Source organism: Streptococcus parasanguinis, from assembly GCF_040908565.1.
GTDB classification, from domain to species: domain Bacteria; phylum Bacillota; class Bacilli; order Lactobacillales; family Streptococcaceae; genus Streptococcus; species Streptococcus parasanguinis_AC.
On sequence record NZ_JBDGEA010000001.1, the window covers coordinates 24,865 to 44,297 of the forward strand.

A 19,433-nucleotide genomic window follows, 5' to 3' on the forward strand; every position below is an offset into this window, starting at 1 on the left:
AAGGAGATGTGTATGATTGTTGAACATGGAGGGAATGGACGTCTATTAGCTGAAAAGAATGGAAACTCTTCTGAAAAGTGGATTGATTTTAGTGCGAATATCAATCCGCTTGGAGTTTCTAAAAACCTCCGTCAAGTCTTAGTGGACAGTATTGATAGAATTACAGAGTATCCGGATATCACAAACCAATATGAAAAGGATTTGCTGAGGGATCATCATGGCAATCATGATCTAGAAATCCTTTTATCAAATGGTGCAGTGGGATTATTTTATGAACTAGCTCAGACCTTAAAACCCAAGAGATTACTGATTTTAAGTCCCACCTTCATGGAATATGAAAAGGCTTTTTATCAAGAAGGAACCGAGATTCTATATCATCGTTTAACAGCTCCTCATTTTGATTGGACGGTGGAAGAGCTTCAAACAGCTATAGAAGATCTGGAAGCTGGAGATGTTGTCCTATTGTGTAATCCTAACAATCCAACTGGCTCCCTTGCTCCAGTTGGTCACTTGCTAGAAATCGGAAAAAAATTGCTGGAACAGAATATTCATTTTATTCTAGATGAAGCTTTTATTGACTTTTTAGAAGACGAGGAAGCATATAGTTTTGTTCCGTACTTGAGTGATTTTGCAAATGCGATTGTCGTTCGCTCTCTAACGAAATTTTACGCTATACCAGGCTTACGCTTAGGCTACGCTCTGGGGATTCATCCTTGTTTAGCAAAAATTAATGAACGACGGGCTCCATGGACGATCAATGCATTGGCTCTTCAAGCCTTGCCGGTGATTTTAAAGGATCGAGATTATCAAACTCAAACTTTAAAATGGCTACAGAAGGAAAAAGACTTCCTCTATCAATCCTTGAAAACTTTTTCTGCATTAAGGGTTCTAAAACCAAGTGTCAATTATATTTTCTTTCAGTATACGGGATCTAAGGATTTACGCGAAGAATTATGGCGCCATAACATTTTTATCCGCTCCTGTGTGAACTATCGCAATTTGACGAGTGATTACTACCGCATTGCGGTTCGTAGTAGAGAGGAGAATAGCTGTTTATTAGCTGCCTTGGAAGCGATTCTTGGAGGAAAAGAAGAGTGATGGGGGCGATAAAAGCATCTTGTCCAGGCTCTTGCGGAGAATTGTTTCAATGTGTGGTAGATGGTGAAGAGTTTTTGATGTCTTATGGCATTGAAAAGAAAAGTCAAGTGGTGATTGGCCCTCAAACAGGTGTCATGGAAGAAGGGCTGCGGCCTAAAATGCTGCAAGTCATCAATGAACTAACAGATCAAATAGATTTCGACTTCTCATTTCAAACAGATATTTCTATTGGAAAGGGTTATTCTAGTAGTACAGCGGATATGCTCTCGATCTTAGGAGCTTATTCTGCCTATAAGCATAAAGAAGTGTCAGTGTCTCTACTAACGAGTCTCTGTTCAAAGGTTGAACCAAGTGATTCCGTAGGATTTTCGGACTGGACTGTGATGAATCCGCTTAATGGTGAGATTAAATGGCAGACAAAATGGAAACCAAATCTATATGTTTATATGCTAGAGCCAGATCAAATCGTTGATACAACGAGTTTCATAAGAATGACGGAAAGTCCTTTGTATCCTGCTGAGCAGTCCGAGAAATTGCTAACTGATTTCCAAACGGCTTGTGATACACAAAATGTAAAGCGATTAGGCCAGGTGGCGACTAGAAGTGCTTTATTGAATAACAAACGGCTGCCCAAACCCTATTTAGAAGATATTATAGAAATTACAACTGAATTAGGTTTACTAGGAGTTAATGTTGCTCATAGTGGTAGCATTGTTGGTATTCTGCTGACCCAAGATCAGCTCCGTCACTTGTATAAGTTAGAAGAACGACTGTCCCAACATCCTCTGGCAAGCTATTATTCTATAAGGAATCTAAGCAGAATTATATATGATGGGCTAGAAGTGAAGAAGGTGGAGGAGATCTTTGGATAGGCAAGAAGAATTAAATCACATCCTAAAAAATATTGTCCCAATTGATGCTAAAGCATTAGAAGAGGGAAAAAGCTATTGTGATCGATTAGCAAAACCTTTGGGTGCATTAGGGAAAATGGAAAAAATGTATGCTAGATTACATGCGATGTTCCCTGACAATATCCAACTGACGAAGAAAATGGTCATGATTTATGTAGCGGATAATGGAGTTTGCGATGAAGGAATCTCCTCAAACCCTATCGAAACAACATTTATTGTAGCCAATAATATTAGAAATGGGAAAGCAGGGGTGGCTAATATTGCTGAACATGCAGGTTCAGATATCTGCGTCATTGATATTGGTTGTAAAAGCCCAATCGATCCTGATAATCCAGACCATATTCTAAATGGAACACGAAATATGCTAAAGGAACCTGCCATGACTCGGGAGGAGGCCCTAGAAGCGATTTTGGTTGGGTATAGAAGAACAGTTGAATTGATTAATCAGGGCTATACCTTGTTTGGAACTGGTGAGATGGGGGTTGGAAATACCACGACTTCCGCAGCAGTTATTGCCGCAACTTTGGGGCTTCCTGCACAAGAGGTGACGGGATATGGAGCGGGAGTTACGGAAAAGATGAAGGCTCATAAAACAACGGTCATTCAAAAGGCAGTAACTAGTCATGCGCCTTATAGTGATATCATTGATCTAGCCTCCAAAGTTGGTGGCCTGGATATGTTGGGGATGGTTGGTACTTATTTAGCCTGTGCCCAATACCAACTGCCTTGTGTCATCGATGGACTGATTTCTTTAACGGGACTCTTGATTGCTTCTCGATTAAAGAAAGAGGTTTTAGATTATTGTTTCCCATCACATTGTTCAACAGAACCAGGATATCGGATTGTTTCTGACTACCTAGGATTATCCCCTATGCTTCAAATGGATATGCGCTTAGGTGAAGGTTCCGGATGCCCATTAGCTTTCTTTTTAATGGAAAGTTCGGTATATACTATAGAGCATATGCCTACTTTTGAAGAAGGAAAACTACACCGGGATGACTACGTCGACATTAGATAAAGGCTAATAAAGGAGGAAAATATGCAATTATATACAAAAACCGGAGACAAAGGTCTTACAAAATTAGTAGGTGGCCAAAGCATTGCAAAAGATTCAGAGCGTGTCAATGCTTATGGTACCGTAGATGAATTAAACACTTGGATCGGTTATACCATTAGTAAAATGGATCCTGATGATGAATTGAGAGACGAATTGTATCAGTTACAAAATTATTTATTTGATTGCGGCTCAGATTTATCTACTCCACATGGTGTATATCCATATAAGGTGGATGAAAGCCTCGTCAAATGGATTGAAGAACGTATTGATACGTATGCGGATATCCCGCCTGCTCTAGAAAGATTTATTTTACCTGGTGGTGATGAGATTGCTTCGATGATTCACGTGGCAAGAACCATTGCTCGCCGTGCAGAACGTCTGGTGGTTGCAACCATGTGGACAAATGAAATCAATAACCAAGTCTTGATTTTTATTAATCGTTTGTCTGACTATTTCTTTGCACTTGCACGGGTTATTAATTATCGAAAACATCGTGAGGATATTCCTTATGAAAGAGGAGCTAAGGTGTTCCATAATATTACCAAAGCAGATGTGGAGCGTTGGGCAAAACAAAACAATAACTAGAATAAAAGCACTACCCTTACCAAATATAGGGGTAGTGCTTTTTCAAGTCTAATCATTTTAAATAGAGAAAATAAAAAAACCTTGTCTCCCCTAAAGGGAAGGACAAGGTCCAAATTCGAAAGCTGGATGTACAACAGCGTACAAATCTAATGTTAAGCTTCATTGGTTAACAGTAGCTTTCCAAATATTGACTCTGCTCCTTTGCAGATGATGGAAAATCCATCTTTAGAAAATGATACGTACTCATACGTAGAGTCAATAGGGGAAAGCACTATTTTGGTGTATTTCCTATCTGACATCACCACCTTACATCGAGGCGTGAAATCTACTAAAATTTAAGAATAAAGACCTGACTTAAAGCAAAGCTTATCACAGTGGCGGGACCGTGTTGGATTTTCACCAAGCTTCCATACCCTTAAAAGTACCAAAATCATTTCTATGTTTTAATGATATCATGTTCTGAAGGAATCTGCAAGTGAAATGACTTAAATAAATTAAAAAATACAAAAATATATGCTTATTTATTTGCGTTGAAAACGTTTTTATGTTATACTCTTGGTAAAGTACAAAGAGGTACAAATTTAAGCAATGAAGCTATATGAAATATGCCAAATTTCAATTCACTTTGGCAGTATTTCATGTGGCTTCTTTTTATGCAGTTTTAAGAGTTTCGACTAGTAAAGGAGGTAAAATATGAAACTCAAAAAAGAAAGGAGAAAGAATGTATAACATATACTACAAAACCAAACTTTATGTTGGAGAAGGTGCTCTAGCTAAGTTGGAAGACTATCATAATAAAACCTTCTTAGTTGTTGCTGATCCGTTTCTTAAAGAATCAGGACAATTAGATCATATTCTCACTCACTTGGATTCTAGCAATGAGATTATCACCTTTACAGATATCGTTCCGGATCCTCCGATTGATGTTATTGTAGCAGGAATTCATGCTACGGAAGGAAAATCTATCGATATCGTTTTATCTGTTGGAGGAGGATCTGCAATTGATGCCTCTAAGGCGATGTATTACTTTGCTAAGAAACAAGGAATATTTAGCGATGTTGAACTAATTTCTATCCCTACTACTAGCGGTACTGGATCTGAAGTTACAAGCTTCGCTGTTATTACAGATGCTGAGAAGGAACAGAAGTACCCGATCGTAGATTGGGATATTTTGCCAGACGTCGCAATTTTGGATTCGAATTTGGTAGCGACATGTCCAGCAAATATTACTGCAGATACTGGAATGGATGTATTGACACACGCGATTGAAGCCTATGTTTCAACGAAAGCAACTGATTTTTCAGACGCTTTGGCAGAAAAGGCTATCAAATTAGTATTTGAATACTTACCTCGAGCATATAAAGACGGGCATGACTTGGAAGCACGTGAAAAAATGCACGTAGCTTCTACCTTAGCAGGGATGGCATTTAACTCAGCTTCATTGGGTGTCAACCATAGTATCGCCCATGCAGCAGGAGCTAAATTCCATATTCCTCATGGACGTCTGAACAGCATTTTAATGCCACATGTCATTCAGTATAATGCGAATGTCGCTGCAAATGGTGTTCGAACAGGTAATTTGAATAAAGAAACAGCTGAAAGATACCAACAAATTGCTCGTTTATTGGGCTTGAGTGCTTCTACACCTGTTCTTGGTGTCAGACAACTAGTAGATGCTGTTCGAAAACTTCAGAAGAAATTGGATCATCCAACTTCATTGAGCGCTTATGGAGTAGGAATTGAAGACTTTAATGCGAATAAGCGTGAGATTGCAGAAGCAGCTGTATTGGATAAATGTACGATTACAAATCCAAGAGTTCCAACAGCTGAAGAATTATTGAAAGTTGTAGAACAGGCTTTTTAGATTCGTTACAGTCGTTTTTTTAACATACGTAAAGGAGTAATAAAATGGCAAATAATTGTAATGTAACAGAATTCGTTGGAGCAAATCCAATTGGAGATACCATTGGTCTAGTGATTGCCAATGTTGATCAACAATTGTTAGATGCTATGAAGTTGACTAAATACTATCGTTCTATTGGTATTGTTGGTGCACGTACTGGTGCTGGGCCACATATTATGGCTGCAGATGAAGCCGTGAAAGCAACTAATACTGAGATCGTTAGTATTGAATTGCCTCGTGACACAAAAGGTGGAGCAGGTCATGGTAGCTTAATTATCTTCGGTGGAGAAGATGTGTCAGATGTTCGTCGGGCTGTAGAAGTTACTTTAGAAGAAGTAACTCGAACATTTGGAGATGTCTATGCGAATGAAGCAGGACATATTGAATTGCAATATACAGCTAGAGCAAGTCATGCTATTGAAACAGCTTTCGGTGCTGAAGTTGGTCGTGCCTTTGGTTTAATTGTAGGTGCACCGGCAGCTATCGGAGTAGTTATGGCGGATACTGCGGTTAAATCAGCTACAGTTGATGTTGTTGGTTATGCTTCGCCAGGTAACGGTGGAACGAGCCATTCAAATGAGGTCATTTTGTTTATCAGTGGTGACTCTGGAGCGGTTAGACAGGCTGTCATTTCCGCAAGAGAAATCGGACTTCAGTTGCTAGGAAGTCTCGGTGATACACCAGTGAATGATCAACCATCCTACATTTAGAGAATGGGGGAATGAATCATGACAAAATCAAAACGGTTTGAAGTACTTAGTAAACGTCCTATTAATCAGGATGGATTTGTAAAAGAGTGGGTTGAAGAAGGATTAGTGGCTATGGATAGCCCTAACGATCCAAAGCCTAGTATTCGAATTGAGAATGGTATTGTGGTTGAATTAGATGGGAAATCTAGAGAAGATTTTGATTTAATCGATCAGTTTATTGCGACTTATGGAATTGATTTGAAACATGCAGAAGAAGTTGTTCGAATGGATTCTAAAGAGATTGCAAATAAAATTCTAACTCCGAATGTACCACGTTCTGAAATTGTTCGATTAACCAAAGCCATGACTCCAGCAAAAATTTGTGAAGTCGTAAACCACATGAATGTTGTTGAAATCATGATGTGTTTGCAAAAAATGCGGACACGTAAACAAACAGCAACACAGGCACACGTTACAAATGTGAACGATAATCCAGTACAAATTGCTGCGGATGCTGCAGAAGGAGCACTACGTGGATTTGCTGAACAGGAAACCACAGTAGCCGTTGTTCGTTATGCACCATTCAATGCCTTGTCTCTCATGATCGGTTCTCAAGTTGGTCGTCCTGGAGTCTTGACTCAATGTTCATTGGAAGAAGCGACAGAACTTGAATTTGGTATGCGTGGTTTCACAGCTTATGCTGAAACAATCTCTGTTTATGGTACAGAAGATGTATTTACAGATGGTGATGACACACCTTGGTCAAAAGCCTTTTTGGCATCTGCTTACGCTTCTCGTGGATTGAAGATGCGCTTTACTTCAGGTACTGGTTCAGAAGTTCAAATGGGACAAGCAGAAGGCAAGTCCATGCTTTACTTGGAAGCTCGCTGTCTATATATTACAAAAGCAGCAGGTGTTCAGGGAACACAGAATGGATCTGTTAGTTGTATTGGTATTCCTGCAGCAGTTCCAAGTGGTATTCGTGCAGTCGTTGCTGAAAACTTAATTGCGACGATGCTGGACCTTGAATGTGCATCTTCAAATGATCAAACATTTACTCACTCAGATTTGCGGCGTTCTGTACGTACCTTGATGCAGTTGGCTCCAGGTACAGACTTTATTAACTCAGGTTATTCTGCGACACCGAACTATGACAATATGTTTGCAGGATCTAACTGGGATGCAGATGACTATGATGACTACAATGTTATCCAACGTGATTTGCGTGTAGACGGTGGTTTGCGCCCTGTTCGTGAAGAAGAAGTTATCAAGGTTCGGAATAAAGCGGCGCGCGTGATGCAAGCTCTATTTAAAGGTTTGGGATTGCCAGCTATCACAGATGAAGAAGTGGAAGCAGCAACTTATGCACATGGTTCAAAAGATATGCCTGACCGTGATAAGGTTGAAGACATCAAAGCGGCTCAAGGTATCCTTGAACGTGGTGTTCAAGGTGTGGATCTTATTAAGGCTTTGGCCAACAATGGCTTCCCAGAAATTGCCAATGAACTCTTGAATTTGTTTAAACAACGTGCTGCGGGTGACTTTTTGCAAACATCTGCTATTTTCGACAAAGATTGGAATGTTATTTCAGCGATTAATTCTCCAAACGATTATGTTGGTGTCGGTACTGGACATCGCTTAGTTGGTGAAGATTGGGAAAAAGTAAAGGATATTCCAATTGCGATTGACCCTCGTGATATATAGGAGGAACGAACGATGACAGAAATAAATGAAACGTTGTTGCGCTCGATCATCGAGAGTGTATTAAAAGAAGTACAAGCGGAATCAGACGTTAAAGTAGAACAGCCTCATCAGGTAGATGCTACAGCTACGGCATCCATCAATGAGGGAGCTGTAATTCGGAAAATTGGCGTTGCACAGCCAAGTCAATCTGTTGATGAAGTTGTGATTGCAGTTGGTCCAGCCTTTGGAGAACAGCAGGTTAAAACGATGGTGGATATTCCGCACACTGAGGTTCTTAGACAATTAGTTGCAGGGATTGAAGAAGAAGGATTGAAAGCTCGGATTGTTAAAGTCTATCGTTCATCTGACGTGGCTTTCGTGGCTGTTGAAGGGGACCACCTTTCTGGTTCTGGAATTTCTATTGGGGTGCAATCTAAAGGAACAACTGTGATTCACCAACGTGATTTACCACCGTTAAGTAATCTCGAACTCTTCCCTCAAGCACCACTATTGACACCAGAAACCTATCGCCTAATCGGAAAAAATGCTGCCAAATATGCGAAAGGTGAAACACCAAATCCTGTTCCTACCTTGAATGACCAAATGGCACGTCCTAAATATCAGGCTTACTCAGCTTTGCTTCACATTAAAGAAACAAAATTAGTCGTAAAAGGTAAGCCTGCAGATGAGTGTGTGTTAATTTAAAGTAGGAGGTCCAAAATGGCAGAATCAGTTGAATTATTAGTAAAACAAATCTTGGAACAAATGAATCGTTCTGAGACAAGTGCTCCAAGCTTTTCAAGTGCTAATCAAGACGAAGCTACGGCTAATGATTATCCAATTTCAAAAAAGCATCCAGATTGGATTAAAATTGGAGATAACAAAAAATTTGAAGATGTTACATTGGAAAATGTACTTTCAGGACAAATATCTTCTCAAGATTTACGGATTAAACCCGAGATTTTAATTAAGCAAGGTGAAATCGCGAAAAACTCTGGTCGTGAGGCCATTCAATATAACTTTACACGGGCAGCTGAATTAACACGAGTTCCTGATAAACGTGTTCTAGAAATCTATAATGCCTTACGTCCTTATCGTTCTTCTAAACAGGAACTCTTATCCATTGCAGAAGAATTGGAAACACAATATCAAGCAAAGATTTGTGCAGGATTTATTAGAGAAGCTGCGGAACATTATGAACGTCGTAAGAAATTGAAAGGTGACAATTAGAAGCAAAAGAGAATTGGAGGAAAACAGTGGAATATATCATTGGTGTTGATATTGGGAATTCCTCAACAGAAACTGCACTTGCAGGCTTCGATAAAAGCCAAAACAAACTTCATTTTCTTTCATCAGCAATTTCTGATACGACTGGTATAAAAGGAACAAAAGAAAATGTTCATGGCATTTATGACTCTATTCGTAAATTGATGGCGAAAACGTCTTTAGATATTAAAGATATTGATTTGATTCGCATTAATGAGGCAACCCCAGTTATTGGGGATGTAGCAATGGAGACCATAACGGAAACGGTCATTACAGAATCTACCATGATTGGGCATAATCCTAGGACTCCTGGAGGTCTTGGATTAGGTGTAGGGAAAACTGTTCATATTCTTGACCTAATTAATCAAGTGAAAACAGAACCATATATTGTGGTTGTTCCAAAGGAAATCGATTTTGATCTAGTAGCTCAATTAATCAATGCTTATTTTGTAAACGGTTACAATATTAGAGGAGCTGTTCTTCAAGCAGATGATGGAGTCTTAGTTAATAATCGCTTAAACTCTAAAATTCCAATTGTAGATGAAATTCTGTACATCGACAAGGTACCCTTGGGTATGTTAGCCGCTGTTGAAGTTGTGGAACAGGGAAAGGTCATCACACAGTTATCAAATCCTTATGGAATTGCAACAGTTTTTGAATTGAATCCTGAAGAAACAAAGAGTATTGTTCCTATTGCGCGTGCCTTAATTGGAAATCGTTCTGCAGTTGTGATTAAAACTCCTAAAGGAGATGTTAAAGCACGTAAAATTCCAGCTGGTACGATTCAAATTATTGGTGAGAACCAAATATTACGAGTAGACGTCTCCAAGGGATCTGAAGCAATCATGGAACAAGTAGTTCTTGCCAAAAACATCAAAAATGTAATTGGAGAAGCAGGAACAAACGTTGGTGGGATGCTTGAAAAAGTCCGTCAAACTATGGCTAAATTGACAGATAAAAGTCAAGACCAGATAGCCATTCAAGATCTTTTGGCAGTTAATACCTTTGTACCAATTTCTGTTCAAGGTGGACTGGCAGGTGAATTTTCTATGGAACAGGCCGTAGGAATTGCCTCAATGGTCAATTCGGACAGGCTTCAGATGTCTATTATTGCCCAAGAACTTGAACATGAGTTGGGAATTCCAGTAGAAATTGGTGGCTCTGAAGCAGAAGCAGCTATATTAGGAGCATTGACCACCCCTGGATCGGATACTCCGCTTGCGATTTTGGATTTGGGAGCTGGGTCCACAGATGCTTCTATTATTAATAACAACGGGGAAATCCATGCGATTCACTTAGCAGGAGCGGGAGATATGGTCACCATGCTGATAAATTCAGAGCTTGGTCTTGAGAACCGTCATTTGGCTGAGGATATAAAAAAATACCCATTAGCGAAAGTGGAAAGTCTCTTTCATATTCGACATGAAGATGGGACTGTTCAATTCTTTGATCAACCCTTATCTAGTGATTTATTTGCTCGAGTAGTGATTGTAAAAGGAGATCAAGAATTTGTCCCATTGAATAACCAGGACTATTCGATAGAAAAAATTCGACTAGTTCGACAATCTGCTAAAGAGCGTGTTTTTGTCACTAATGCGATACGTGCGCTGAAACGGGTTAGTCCAACAGAAAATATTCGTGATATTCCTTTTGTTGTCATTGTTGGTGGTTCTGCATTAGACTTTGAAATACCACAGTTAGTCACAGAGGCGTTATCACAACATGCAATTGTAGCAGGTCGAGGGAATGTTCGAGGAAATGAAGGACCAAGAAATGCCGTAGCCACTGGTTTAATTTTGACTTATGCTAGAGAGGCAAAAGGTGGCCGTTATGACTATTCAATTATCTAATAAACCAAAGATCATTTTCTATATCCCAAAAGATAGTAAAACAGCTGTTTTTGATCAAATTGGTTTCGGTATTGAGGAAGAGGGAATCCCTTTTGAATACATTCAAGCAGACATAATTGAAAATGTGATTGTAACGGCACATCGTGCTTCTCATGAATCGGCATTACTTGTAGGGATAGCAGCTGATAAAAGTGACGTCGTACTTCATTATAGGAATTTACCGGAAGAAAAATATGTTTATAGAATTAAACAATATGAACGTGTAGGAAATCGTGAGTTACGTTTATTGGGCACGAATGCCGCTAGGTTAGTTAAAGGCGTTCCCTTTAATACAAGTTCGATTTTTGATGTTACATTTTAATTCAAGATGAGTAGGAGGTGGTTATAGTGACGATTAATGAGGATAAAATTGAAAAAATGGCTTTAAAGATTATTAAAGAAATTTTGAATCGTTATCCTGTTGAATCGAATCATTCGAGTTGTTCCAATCCACTCTATCAAAAAGCGTGGGATATCGTACAAAGAGCAGTAAAAAAAGCAAAAGATTTACAAGTTGAAGTGGTCATTACCATTCTGGATTCAAGTGCTCGAGTCATTATGACGTATAGAATGGAAAATGCGTTATTAGTTAGTGATGAGATGGCTTATAAAAAAGCATATACTGCTGTAGGAATGAAAATGGAATCAAAAGATTTAAAACCATTAACTCAACCAGGACAATGGTTATATCAATTGGAAATGATGTTGGACAATAAAATTGTCAGTCTTTCTGGTGGGGTTCCAATTTTTGAGGGAGAACATCTACTGGGGTCCATTGGAGTCAGTGGTGGAAATTCTATACAAGACCAAGAAATTGCGTTATATGCCATCGATAGATAATAAGTAGAGGTATCATAATGGAAAAATATTTAGGTGAATTCTTAGGAACAATGGTCCTGATAGTCTTTGGTAATGGTCTTGGAGCATCTCTCAATTTGAACAAGGCAATCGCTAAAAATTTTGCTCCTAGCTGGTTCACAGCAGTCTTTGCTTGGGGCTTAGCAGTTACTCTAGGCATTTATACGGCAGGATTTTATAATTCAGGTGGCCATTTAAATCCATCAGTTACCATTGCATTTGCGATTGGCGGATCATTCCCTTGGGATCAAGTGTTTGGTTACATCATTGCGCAAGTAGCAGGAGCTTTCGTTGGTGCTGCGATTATAACTGTGATGTACCATACACACTTTAAGGAAACAAGTCAGGAAGAAGGAAATTCAGTGGGCATTTTTGCAACGGGTCCAGCGATTCCAAATCCTTTCTATAATTTACTAAGTGAAATTATTGCGACTTTCTTCTTTATCTTTGCTTTGCTGATGATTACTCACGGTGAAATAACACCTGGACTAACACCTGTACTAGTTGGTTTATTACTCATGGCAGTGGGTCTATCTTTGGGTTCAACTACAGGGTTTGCCCTCAATCCAGCCCGTGATTTCGGTCCTCGCTTAGCCTATACTATTTTACCGATTCCAAATAAAGGGGATGCAAATTGGTCTTATGCCTGGATTCCAATCGTAGGTCCTACTATTGGAGCGATTTTAGCAGTCCTACTTGTCAATATCATGTAATCGTGGAATACGGAAAAAGGCAGAAAATATACAACTTGATGAGAACAAGCATGATTGTTTAAAAAGTTGTACATAATAGATTGTAGGACAGAAGCTATTGAAATGAGGTCTGTCCTACTTCTTTATTTAGAAGGTGAAAAAATGTCGAATAAAATATTAGCAATCAATGCAGGAAGCTCATCTTTGAAATTTCAGTTACTAGAAATGCCAAGTGAAGCAGTTATAGCTAAAGGGATTTTTGATCGAATCGGTTTTAAAGATGGTAAAGTAAAGTATCAAACTAAAAGAAACCAAGTTCAAAAAAATGTTTGTATTCCTAGCCATGAATTTGCTGTTCAAGTTTTGCTAGGGGCTCTTGTAGAGAGTGGGGAAATTCATTCAATAGAAGAGATTGTTGGAGTTGGTCATCGGGTTGCCCATGGTGGAGAGAGTTTTAAAGGATCTGTATTGGTAGATGAAAAAAATGAGGAGATCATTTCAGATTTAGGAGATTTGGCACCGAGTCATAATCCGATCAGTCTTTCTGTTATCAAGTCATTTAAAACTCATTTTCCTAGCATCAAAAATGTTGCTGTTTTTGACACTTCTTTCCATCAGACCATGGAACCGGTTCACTACCTTTATCCCTTGCCTTATAGTTTGTACGAAAAATTTCATGTTCGAAAATATGGTTTTCATGGTATCAGCCACGCCTATATTGCAGAAACGGTAGAAAAGATCTTTCAGCAAGAAGAGCATGCTAAGGAAAATGTAAAAATCATTAGTTGTCATTTAGGAAATGGTGCCAGTATTTGTGCTATCAAAAACAAGCAGTCCATAAATACGAGCATGGGATTTACCCCTCTTGATGGATTAATGATGGGGTCGCGGTGTGGCAGTATTGACCCAATGATCATCCCTTACTTGGTTGAAAGACAGAAGATTCCAATCCATGAAGTTAAGAAACTACTGAATGAAGCTTCAGGTCTCCTTGGAATTTCCGAAATGAGCAATGATATGCGTGATTTGATTCAAGCAGCGACGGAAGGGAATCAAAAAGCAACATTAGCTATTGAGATGTTTGTGAATCGTGTGGCCCATACGATCGCTTCCTATATAGTAGATCTTGATGGACTTGATGCCTTAGTATTTACTGGAGGAATTGGAGAGAATGCAGCCCTAATCCGTTCCTTGATCGTTGATAAATTAGAGGTGTTCGGAATGTCTATGAACAAAGAGCTAAATGAGAATAGCAGTTTGTATATCCAAGATTCCAATTCCAATTGTAAAATCCTTGTCGTCCAAACAAATGAAGAGTTAATGATTGCTCGAGAGGTTTATCGCTTGATATCACAGTTATAATATAGAAACTGAAAGAATATTGTAACAATGATTTGATGAATTATGTTGAAAGCGCGTACTAAATAGTGTATAATCAAATTATTTAGAAATATATTTATTGTAAAACCAATCTAGAGGTGGTAATAAATGACAGAAAAACAAAGAATGATTCAGGAATATGTTCCTGGGAAACAAGTCACATTAGCTCATTTGATTGCGAGTCCTGATCCAGTTATTTTTGAAAAATTGGGTTTACAGACTGATTTTCAAGATGCCATTGGAATATTGACTATCACTCCAAGTGAGGCCGCAATTATTGCTGTTGATATTGCAACGAAAGCAGCAGGAGTTCAGATTGGTTTTGTCGATCGCTTTAGTGGATCGGTTGTCATGACGGGTGATGTTGCATCTGTAGATGCATCACTCCATGCGGTATTGAATGGTTTAGAAGAAATTCTAGGCTTTTCAAGTACAATTGTAACAAGAACATAATTTCATACGAGGGAAGGATTTCATGAAAGGCAGAATACTAATTTGTGATGATGATCCGATTATTCGCTTGGATATCAAACAAATTCTAGAACAGTCAGATTATGAAGTGGCTGCAGAAGCAAGTGATGGTTTTGAAGCTATTGAACTTTGCCAAAAACATTTTTTCGATTTAGTGATAATGGATATAAAATTACCATTACTAGATGGGTTATCCGCAGGAAAAAAAATTCTAGATGATGAATTAGCATACGGGGTGATTATCCTCTCCGCGTATAATGATGATCATTATGTTCAAAAGGCAAGCTTGACAGGTGCGAGTGCCTACCTAGTGAAACCATTGGATGCAAAATCCTTAATTCCTACAATAGCAGTTTGTATAGAGAAGGGACGGCAACAGCAATTACTTTCCAAGGAATTAATCAAAATTAGTAAAAAACTCGATGATCGAATTATTTTAGAAAAAGCAAAAGGACTCTTGATGACAAGAGATCATCTTTCTGAGCCTGAAGCCTTTAAACAGATTCGAACAATTAGTATGCAAAAACGTGTTCCAATGATTGAAATTGCAAAATTGCTGTTATTAAATAATGAAGTACAATAATCAAATAAAGAAATTTTGTGAAGATAAAACGGATTTAAATGAGGCCGATATTGATTATTTAATTCGTCAATCAGAGGCCGTTTTATCCAGCAAAGAATTTATGGATAAAGATGTCTTCATTGATGTCAAAAATATTTATTCTGATCATGCAATCGTCGTTTTTCATAGAAAACCTCATACAAAAGAGAGCTTATATGAAAAGACAGTTATCGGGCAATCTGCTTTTTTAGAAAACGAACCAGGAGTACTCAGAACTCTTCAAACCGGTGTTCCTTCAGTAGGTCTCCGCGGACAATCGCAAGAAGGAGTAGCCATCGAACAGACAGTTTTTCCAATCGTTAGAGGGGAAAAAGTCATTGCTACTTTAATTGTTGAAAGTGACTTTTCAAATAGTTTCTCATCCAGTTTTTCTCTCCAACAATCTAAGGGTGATCATTCTTATATTTTTCAGGCACCGAAAGAATCAGTCAGAGAAGATGAAGTATCCTTATTGGATTATGTAGAAGACGCAGTATTAGTATTTGATCAGGGAGGATTTTTGCTTCACTGTAATCAATCAGCAGTTCTTTTATATAGAAGTAAATTGGGCTACTTGGAGAGCATCCAAGGAATGCACTATGATAATCTTTCTTTAGATGGGACGGTTTTTTCTGAATTAATAGGAGATCATTTTTCTGATAGGAATAAAGCTATCAAATATGGGAAACATTATTTTCAAGTCAAGTGCTATCCCAATGCTCGAAACCATCAAACGATTCTTACCATAAGGGATGTCACTGAGCTCCAAAGTAAAGAAAAAGAAATTCAAGAAAATCTGATTGCTTCACGAGAAATTAATCACCGGGTTAAAAATCATCTTCAGACTATTATTTCTTTGTTACGTTTGCAAGGTGCACAGGTCAAAGATTCGGGAACCAAGGTTGCTTTTGAAGATTGTATTAATAGAATTTTCTCTATTGCAGCTACCTATGAACTTCTTTCTAATCAAGAGCATGAAAAAATTTCACTAAAACCCTTGATAGAAACAGTATCTTCTAACATTCAACGATGTTTTGCTGAAAGAACAGATGTTCAATTACGATTGAATGTATGTGAGGATATCTATTTGGATCATAATAGAGCATCATCGCTAGCATTAGTAGTAAATGAATTGTTGCAAAATTCATATGAGCATGCTTTTGTTTCAAAAAAACATAAAAAAAATCAAAAAAATCAATGTATTCGTTTGCAAATCACAAAGAATGATGATATAATACGTATACAAGTAATTGATAATGGTAGCGGTTACAATGTCGAAACCGTAGGTCAAGAGCATCTTGGCTTAATCCTAGTTCAAAGATTTGTAGAGAGTAAATTATCTGGAAGGCTGGTCATCAACTCAAATCATGAGGGGACGCAAGTGAAGATAATTTTTAAAATGTAAATAATTCAAGACTAACAATGAAGTCAGTCGAAAAGCAATGACGCTTAAAGAATGCAAGAAACCTATGTTTCAGTGCATTCTTTAAGCGTCTTTTTTGGAGGTTTCCTATGTCGGAAAAAATTTTGAGTGTTGGGTTAGACCTCGGAACTGCGACCACTCAACTAGTCCTGTCAGAACTTACCATTGAGAATATTGCTTCTGTATTTACAATTCCGCGGGTATATATAACGGATAAGAAAGTCCTTTATAAGAGTAATATCATTTTTACTCCCATTTCACATCAGTCTTTAATAGAAGTGGATCAAATAAAAGACTTTGTTATCCAAGAGTATAAAAAAGCTGGAATTGAAAAACAAGATATTCAAATGGGAGCAGTCATCATTACTGGTGAAACTGCTAGAAAGGAAAATGCTAGTCAAGTCTTACAGGCTTTAAGCGGATACGCTGGAGATTTCGTTGTTGCGACAGCAGGTCCTGACCTAGAGAGTATTATTGCAGGCAAGGGAGCTTGTGCACACCAGTATTCACAGGAACACCATACTTCAGTTGTAAATATAGATATTGGAGGTGGAACTTCAAACTTTGCGGCTTTTCGCGAAGGAGATGTTATTGATACAGGTTGCTTTGATATTGGCGGTCGTTTAATAAAGGTTGATCCTAGTACTCTGAAAATTAAATATATATCACCGAAACTACAAGAGATTATAAAACAAGAAAATTTACGACTGTTTTTAGATGAAATCGTCAATAGGGATGAATTGAATAAATTGATCCAAATTTTGGTGAGAGTTTTGGAGAAGGCAGTGGGACTCGAAGTAGATGCTCCCTATTATGAGTTCTTAGAAACTAACCATGGATTGCGACTCGATTATGAATTAAAATGTGTTTCGTTCTCCGGTGGAGTAGCGGATGCTATTTGTGAAAATTCCGATAAAAGTGATTTTGCCTATGGCGATATTGGAATCATACTAGGACGAGCAATTTATCATTCGAAAATTTTTGAACAAAAGAAAGTGATTGAATCTGCTGAGACAATTCGGGCTACTGTGGTTGGAGCTGGAAGTCATACAACAGAGGTCAGTGGTAGTACGATCACTTATATTTCTAAGACGTTACCGATTAGAAATATACCTGTATTGAAATTAGCCAAAGACGACGAGCTAGAAAGTTGCGAAAAATTAACTGAAATTATTCGCGATAAATTAGAATGGTTTACCTTGGAAAATGAAGTTCAACAGGTTGCTTTAGCGATTAATGGAGAAAAAAGTCCAAGTTTTGTTAGAGTACAAGAATATGCAAGCGCTATCACTGTAGGAATGGAGGAAAGTATTCGAAAGAATATTCCATTAATAGTAGTTGTTAGAGAAGATATGGCCAAGGTATTGGGGCAATGTTTGTTTGCTTCATTACCTAAAGATTATCCGTTTGTATGTATTGACTCTGTTGATGTTCAAAACGGCGACTACATTGATATCGGAAATCCTGTGGTTGAGGGATCGGTCTTACCGGTCGTTGTTAAAACGTTAGTTTTTAATTAAGAAATTATTAAAGGAGGAGACTTTAAATGATTTTAAAGACAAAATTATTTGGAAGAGTCTATGAATTCAAATCAGTAAAAGAAGTTCTAGCCAAAGCAAATGAATACAAGTCGGGTGACCAACTTGCAGGCGTAGCTGCTGAATCTTCTGAAGAGCGCGTGGCAGCTAAGGTTGTTTTATCTCAATTGAAACTTTCGGATTTGTTTAATAATCCAGTTGTACCATACGAAGAAGATGAAGTAACACGTATCATTATCGATGATGTTAATCTTCGAACATACGAAAAGATTAAAAATTGGACAGTATCTGAACTTCGTGAGTGGATTTTGGATAACAATCACCAAAATGTGGATATCCAATGGCTATCTCGTGGATTAACTTCAGAAATGGTCGCAGCGGTTGCGAAGTTGATGACAAACCTCGACCTGATCGTCGCTGCTAATAAGATTATCATTACCAAACGTGCTAATACAACAATTGGTGAACCTGGAACATTCTCTTCTCGTTTGCAGCCAAACCATACGACAGATGATCCTGATGGTATCATGGCTTCTACAATGGAAGGTTTTGCTTATGGATGTGGAGATGCTCTTCTAGGGCTCAACCCGGTTGATGATTCTGTTGAAAGTACAAAACGAATTCTTCATAAATTTAATGACTTTATCGAAGAGTATAAGATTCCAACTCAACACTGTGTGCTTGCTCACGTTACTACTCAAATTGAAGCAATGAACCAAGGTGCACCAACTGGATTGGTCTTCCAATCTATCGCAGGTTCTGAAAAAGGAAATGCTGCATTTGGTTTTGACGCAAAGGTTATTCAGGAAGCTAAAGATACTGCTCAAAAAGTTGGTACTTCAGCTGGTCCAAACGTAATGTACTTTGAAACTGGTCAAGGGTCTGAATTATCTTCAGATGCTCACCATGGTGCCGACCAGGTAACAATGGAAGCTCGCTGTTATGGTTTTGCAAAACGCTTCGATCCATTCTTGGTAAATACAGTAGTTGGTTTCATCGGTCCAGAATATTTGTACGATTCAAAACAAGTTATTCGTGCTGGTTTGGAAGACCATTTCATGGGTAAATTGACTGGTATTTCTATGGGTTGTGACATTTGCTACACTAACCATATGAAAGCTGATCAAAATGACGCTGAAAACCTATTGGTTCTTCTTGGAGCAGCGAATGTAAACTACATCATGGCAATTCCTCATGGTGATGATATCATGTTGAACTACCAAACTACCGGTTACCATGAAACTGCTACAATGCGTGATCTATTGAACAAACGTCCAATCAAAGAATTTGAAGAATGGATGGAAAAAATGGGATTGATGAAAGATGGTCATCTTACTGAAATCGGTGGAGACGGATCTATCTTTATGAAACAAAATTAGTAAGGAGGTA

Annotated in this window: 19 protein-coding genes and 1 riboswitch; all 19 genes read left to right on the plus strand. The window is 38.2% G+C overall.

The features are described 5' to 3' along the window. Positions 1-12: 12 nt before the first annotated feature. The 19 genes from cobD to AB5Y61_RS00230 all read left to right on the plus strand — a co-directional run bounded on the left by cobD (position 13) and on the right by AB5Y61_RS00230 (position 19,423). A complete protein-coding gene (gene cobD / locus AB5Y61_RS00140; protein ID WP_368402475.1) occupies positions 13-1,098 on the plus strand; it encodes a threonine-phosphate decarboxylase CobD in 1,086 nt (361 codons plus the stop codon). Further along, complete coding sequence (locus AB5Y61_RS00145) at positions 1,098-1,970, plus strand: GHMP family kinase ATP-binding protein (RefSeq protein ID WP_368402477.1); 873 nt, start codon at positions 1,098-1,100, stop codon at positions 1,968-1,970. The genes cobD and AB5Y61_RS00145 overlap by 1 nt, the downstream gene beginning before the upstream one ends. Then, the gene (cobT, locus tag AB5Y61_RS00150; protein WP_368402479.1) at positions 1,963-3,027 is read left to right on the plus strand and encodes a nicotinate-nucleotide--dimethylbenzimidazole phosphoribosyltransferase; all 1,065 of its coding nucleotides are present in this window, start codon (positions 1,963-1,965) and stop codon (positions 3,025-3,027) included. The genes AB5Y61_RS00145 and cobT overlap by 8 nt, the downstream gene beginning before the upstream one ends. A 21-nt stretch (positions 3,028-3,048) precedes the next feature. Beyond that, a complete protein-coding gene (locus tag AB5Y61_RS00155; protein WP_368402480.1) occupies positions 3,049-3,651 on the plus strand; it encodes a cob(I)yrinic acid a,c-diamide adenosyltransferase in 603 nt (200 codons plus the stop codon). 290 nt (positions 3,652-3,941) lie between these two features. Beyond that, positions 3,942-4,087, minus strand: a riboswitch (adenosylcobalamin (AdoCbl) riboswitch). Between the two features lie 285 nt (positions 4,088-4,372). Then, positions 4,373-5,515 (plus strand): 1-propanol dehydrogenase PduQ, encoded by a 1,143-nt coding sequence (locus tag AB5Y61_RS00160; protein ID WP_368402482.1) that lies wholly within the window; start codon positions 4,373-4,375, stop codon positions 5,513-5,515. Positions 5,516-5,559: 44 nt separating this feature from the next. Beyond that, positions 5,560-6,264 (plus strand): propanediol utilization microcompartment protein PduB, encoded by a 705-nt coding sequence (gene pduB / locus AB5Y61_RS00165; protein WP_368402484.1) that lies wholly within the window; start codon positions 5,560-5,562, stop codon positions 6,262-6,264. An 18-nt stretch (positions 6,265-6,282) separates the two neighbouring features. Further along, positions 6,283-7,947 carry a propanediol/glycerol family dehydratase large subunit gene (locus tag AB5Y61_RS00170; protein ID WP_368402486.1) on the plus strand — a complete coding sequence of 555 codons (1,665 nt, stop codon included), beginning with the start codon at positions 6,283-6,285 and terminating at the stop codon, positions 7,945-7,947. A 12-nt stretch (positions 7,948-7,959) separates the two neighbouring features. Continuing rightward, the gene (locus AB5Y61_RS00175) at positions 7,960-8,631 is read left to right on the plus strand and encodes a propanediol/glycerol family dehydratase medium subunit (protein ID WP_368402488.1); all 672 of its coding nucleotides are present in this window, start codon (positions 7,960-7,962) and stop codon (positions 8,629-8,631) included. A 15-nt stretch (positions 8,632-8,646) separates the two neighbouring features. Continuing rightward, on the plus strand, positions 8,647-9,156 hold the full coding sequence (locus AB5Y61_RS00180; protein ID WP_368402489.1) for a diol dehydratase small subunit: 510 nt from the start codon (positions 8,647-8,649) through the stop codon (positions 9,154-9,156). A gap of 26 nt (positions 9,157-9,182) precedes the next feature. Then, complete coding sequence (locus tag AB5Y61_RS00185; RefSeq protein ID WP_368402491.1) at positions 9,183-11,042, plus strand: diol dehydratase reactivase subunit alpha; 1,860 nt, start codon at positions 9,183-9,185, stop codon at positions 11,040-11,042. After that, positions 11,023-11,403, plus strand: coding sequence for a glycerol dehydratase reactivase beta/small subunit family protein (locus tag AB5Y61_RS00190; protein ID WP_368402492.1), 381 nt, complete (start codon positions 11,023-11,025; stop codon positions 11,401-11,403). Before AB5Y61_RS00185 ends, AB5Y61_RS00190 begins: the two co-directional genes overlap by 20 nt. A 26-nt stretch (positions 11,404-11,429) precedes the next feature. Beyond that, entirely contained in the window at positions 11,430-11,921 is a 492-nt protein-coding gene (locus tag AB5Y61_RS00195; protein ID WP_368402493.1) for a heme-binding protein, read from the plus strand. 17 nt (positions 11,922-11,938) lie between these two features. After that, entirely contained in the window at positions 11,939-12,652 is a 714-nt protein-coding gene (locus AB5Y61_RS00200) for an MIP/aquaporin family protein (RefSeq protein ID WP_368402494.1), read from the plus strand. 141 nt (positions 12,653-12,793) lie between these two features. Beyond that, positions 12,794-13,993 (plus strand): acetate/propionate family kinase, encoded by a 1,200-nt coding sequence (locus AB5Y61_RS00205; protein WP_368402496.1) that lies wholly within the window; start codon positions 12,794-12,796, stop codon positions 13,991-13,993. A gap of 126 nt (positions 13,994-14,119) precedes the next feature. Then, positions 14,120-14,464 (plus strand): BMC domain-containing protein, encoded by a 345-nt coding sequence (locus AB5Y61_RS00210; RefSeq protein ID WP_368402497.1) that lies wholly within the window; start codon positions 14,120-14,122, stop codon positions 14,462-14,464. A gap of 22 nt (positions 14,465-14,486) precedes the next feature. Next, positions 14,487-15,065: an ANTAR domain-containing response regulator gene (locus AB5Y61_RS00215; protein WP_368402499.1), complete on the plus strand. Its 579-nt coding sequence runs from the start codon at positions 14,487-14,489 to the stop codon at positions 15,063-15,065. Then, a complete protein-coding gene (locus AB5Y61_RS00220) occupies positions 15,052-16,488 on the plus strand; it encodes a sensor histidine kinase (protein ID WP_368402500.1) in 1,437 nt (478 codons plus the stop codon). The genes AB5Y61_RS00215 and AB5Y61_RS00220 overlap by 14 nt, the downstream gene beginning before the upstream one ends. Positions 16,489-16,595: 107 nt before the next feature. Continuing rightward, entirely contained in the window at positions 16,596-18,026 is a 1,431-nt protein-coding gene (gene eutA / locus AB5Y61_RS00225; protein WP_368402502.1) for an ethanolamine ammonia-lyase reactivating factor EutA, read from the plus strand. Positions 18,027-18,052: 26 nt separating this feature from the next. Next, positions 18,053-19,423 carry an ethanolamine ammonia-lyase subunit EutB gene (locus tag AB5Y61_RS00230; RefSeq protein ID WP_368402503.1) on the plus strand — a complete coding sequence of 457 codons (1,371 nt, stop codon included), beginning with the start codon at positions 18,053-18,055 and terminating at the stop codon, positions 19,421-19,423. Positions 19,424-19,433: the final 10 nt, after the last annotated feature.

What these genes read in the sequence shown, in the direction of transcription:
- AB5Y61_RS00170 (WP_368402486.1), top strand. Translation starts at nt 6,283, where the DNA reads ATGACAAAATCAAAACGGTTTGAAGTACTTAGTAAACGTCCTATTAAT.
- AB5Y61_RS00205 (WP_368402496.1), top strand. Translation starts at nt 12,794, where the DNA reads ATGTCGAATAAAATATTAGCAATCAATGCAGGAAGCTCATCTTTGAAA.
- AB5Y61_RS00230 (WP_368402503.1), top strand. Translation starts at nt 18,053, where the DNA reads ATGATTTTAAAGACAAAATTATTTGGAAGAGTCTATGAATTCAAATCA.
- AB5Y61_RS00160 (WP_368402482.1), top strand. Translation starts at nt 4,373, where the DNA reads ATGTATAACATATACTACAAAACCAAACTTTATGTTGGAGAAGGTGCT.
- AB5Y61_RS00210 (WP_368402497.1), top strand. Translation starts at nt 14,120, where the DNA reads ATGACAGAAAAACAAAGAATGATTCAGGAATATGTTCCTGGGAAACAA.
- AB5Y61_RS00215 (WP_368402499.1), top strand. Translation starts at nt 14,487, where the DNA reads ATGAAAGGCAGAATACTAATTTGTGATGATGATCCGATTATTCGCTTG.
- cobD (WP_368402475.1), top strand. Translation starts at nt 13, where the DNA reads ATGATTGTTGAACATGGAGGGAATGGACGTCTATTAGCTGAAAAGAAT.
- AB5Y61_RS00200 (WP_368402494.1), top strand. Translation starts at nt 11,939, where the DNA reads ATGGAAAAATATTTAGGTGAATTCTTAGGAACAATGGTCCTGATAGTC.
- eutA (WP_368402502.1), top strand. Translation starts at nt 16,596, where the DNA reads ATGTCGGAAAAAATTTTGAGTGTTGGGTTAGACCTCGGAACTGCGACC.
- AB5Y61_RS00145 (WP_368402477.1), top strand. Translation starts at nt 1,098, where the DNA reads ATGGGGGCGATAAAAGCATCTTGTCCAGGCTCTTGCGGAGAATTGTTT.
- AB5Y61_RS00175 (WP_368402488.1), top strand. Translation starts at nt 7,960, where the DNA reads ATGACAGAAATAAATGAAACGTTGTTGCGCTCGATCATCGAGAGTGTA.
- AB5Y61_RS00190 (WP_368402492.1), top strand. Translation starts at nt 11,023, where the DNA reads ATGACTATTCAATTATCTAATAAACCAAAGATCATTTTCTATATCCCA.
- pduB (WP_368402484.1), top strand. Translation starts at nt 5,560, where the DNA reads ATGGCAAATAATTGTAATGTAACAGAATTCGTTGGAGCAAATCCAATT.
- AB5Y61_RS00180 (WP_368402489.1), top strand. Translation starts at nt 8,647, where the DNA reads ATGGCAGAATCAGTTGAATTATTAGTAAAACAAATCTTGGAACAAATG.
- AB5Y61_RS00155 (WP_368402480.1), top strand. Translation starts at nt 3,049, where the DNA reads ATGCAATTATATACAAAAACCGGAGACAAAGGTCTTACAAAATTAGTA.
- AB5Y61_RS00220 (WP_368402500.1), top strand. Translation starts at nt 15,052, where the DNA reads ATGAAGTACAATAATCAAATAAAGAAATTTTGTGAAGATAAAACGGAT.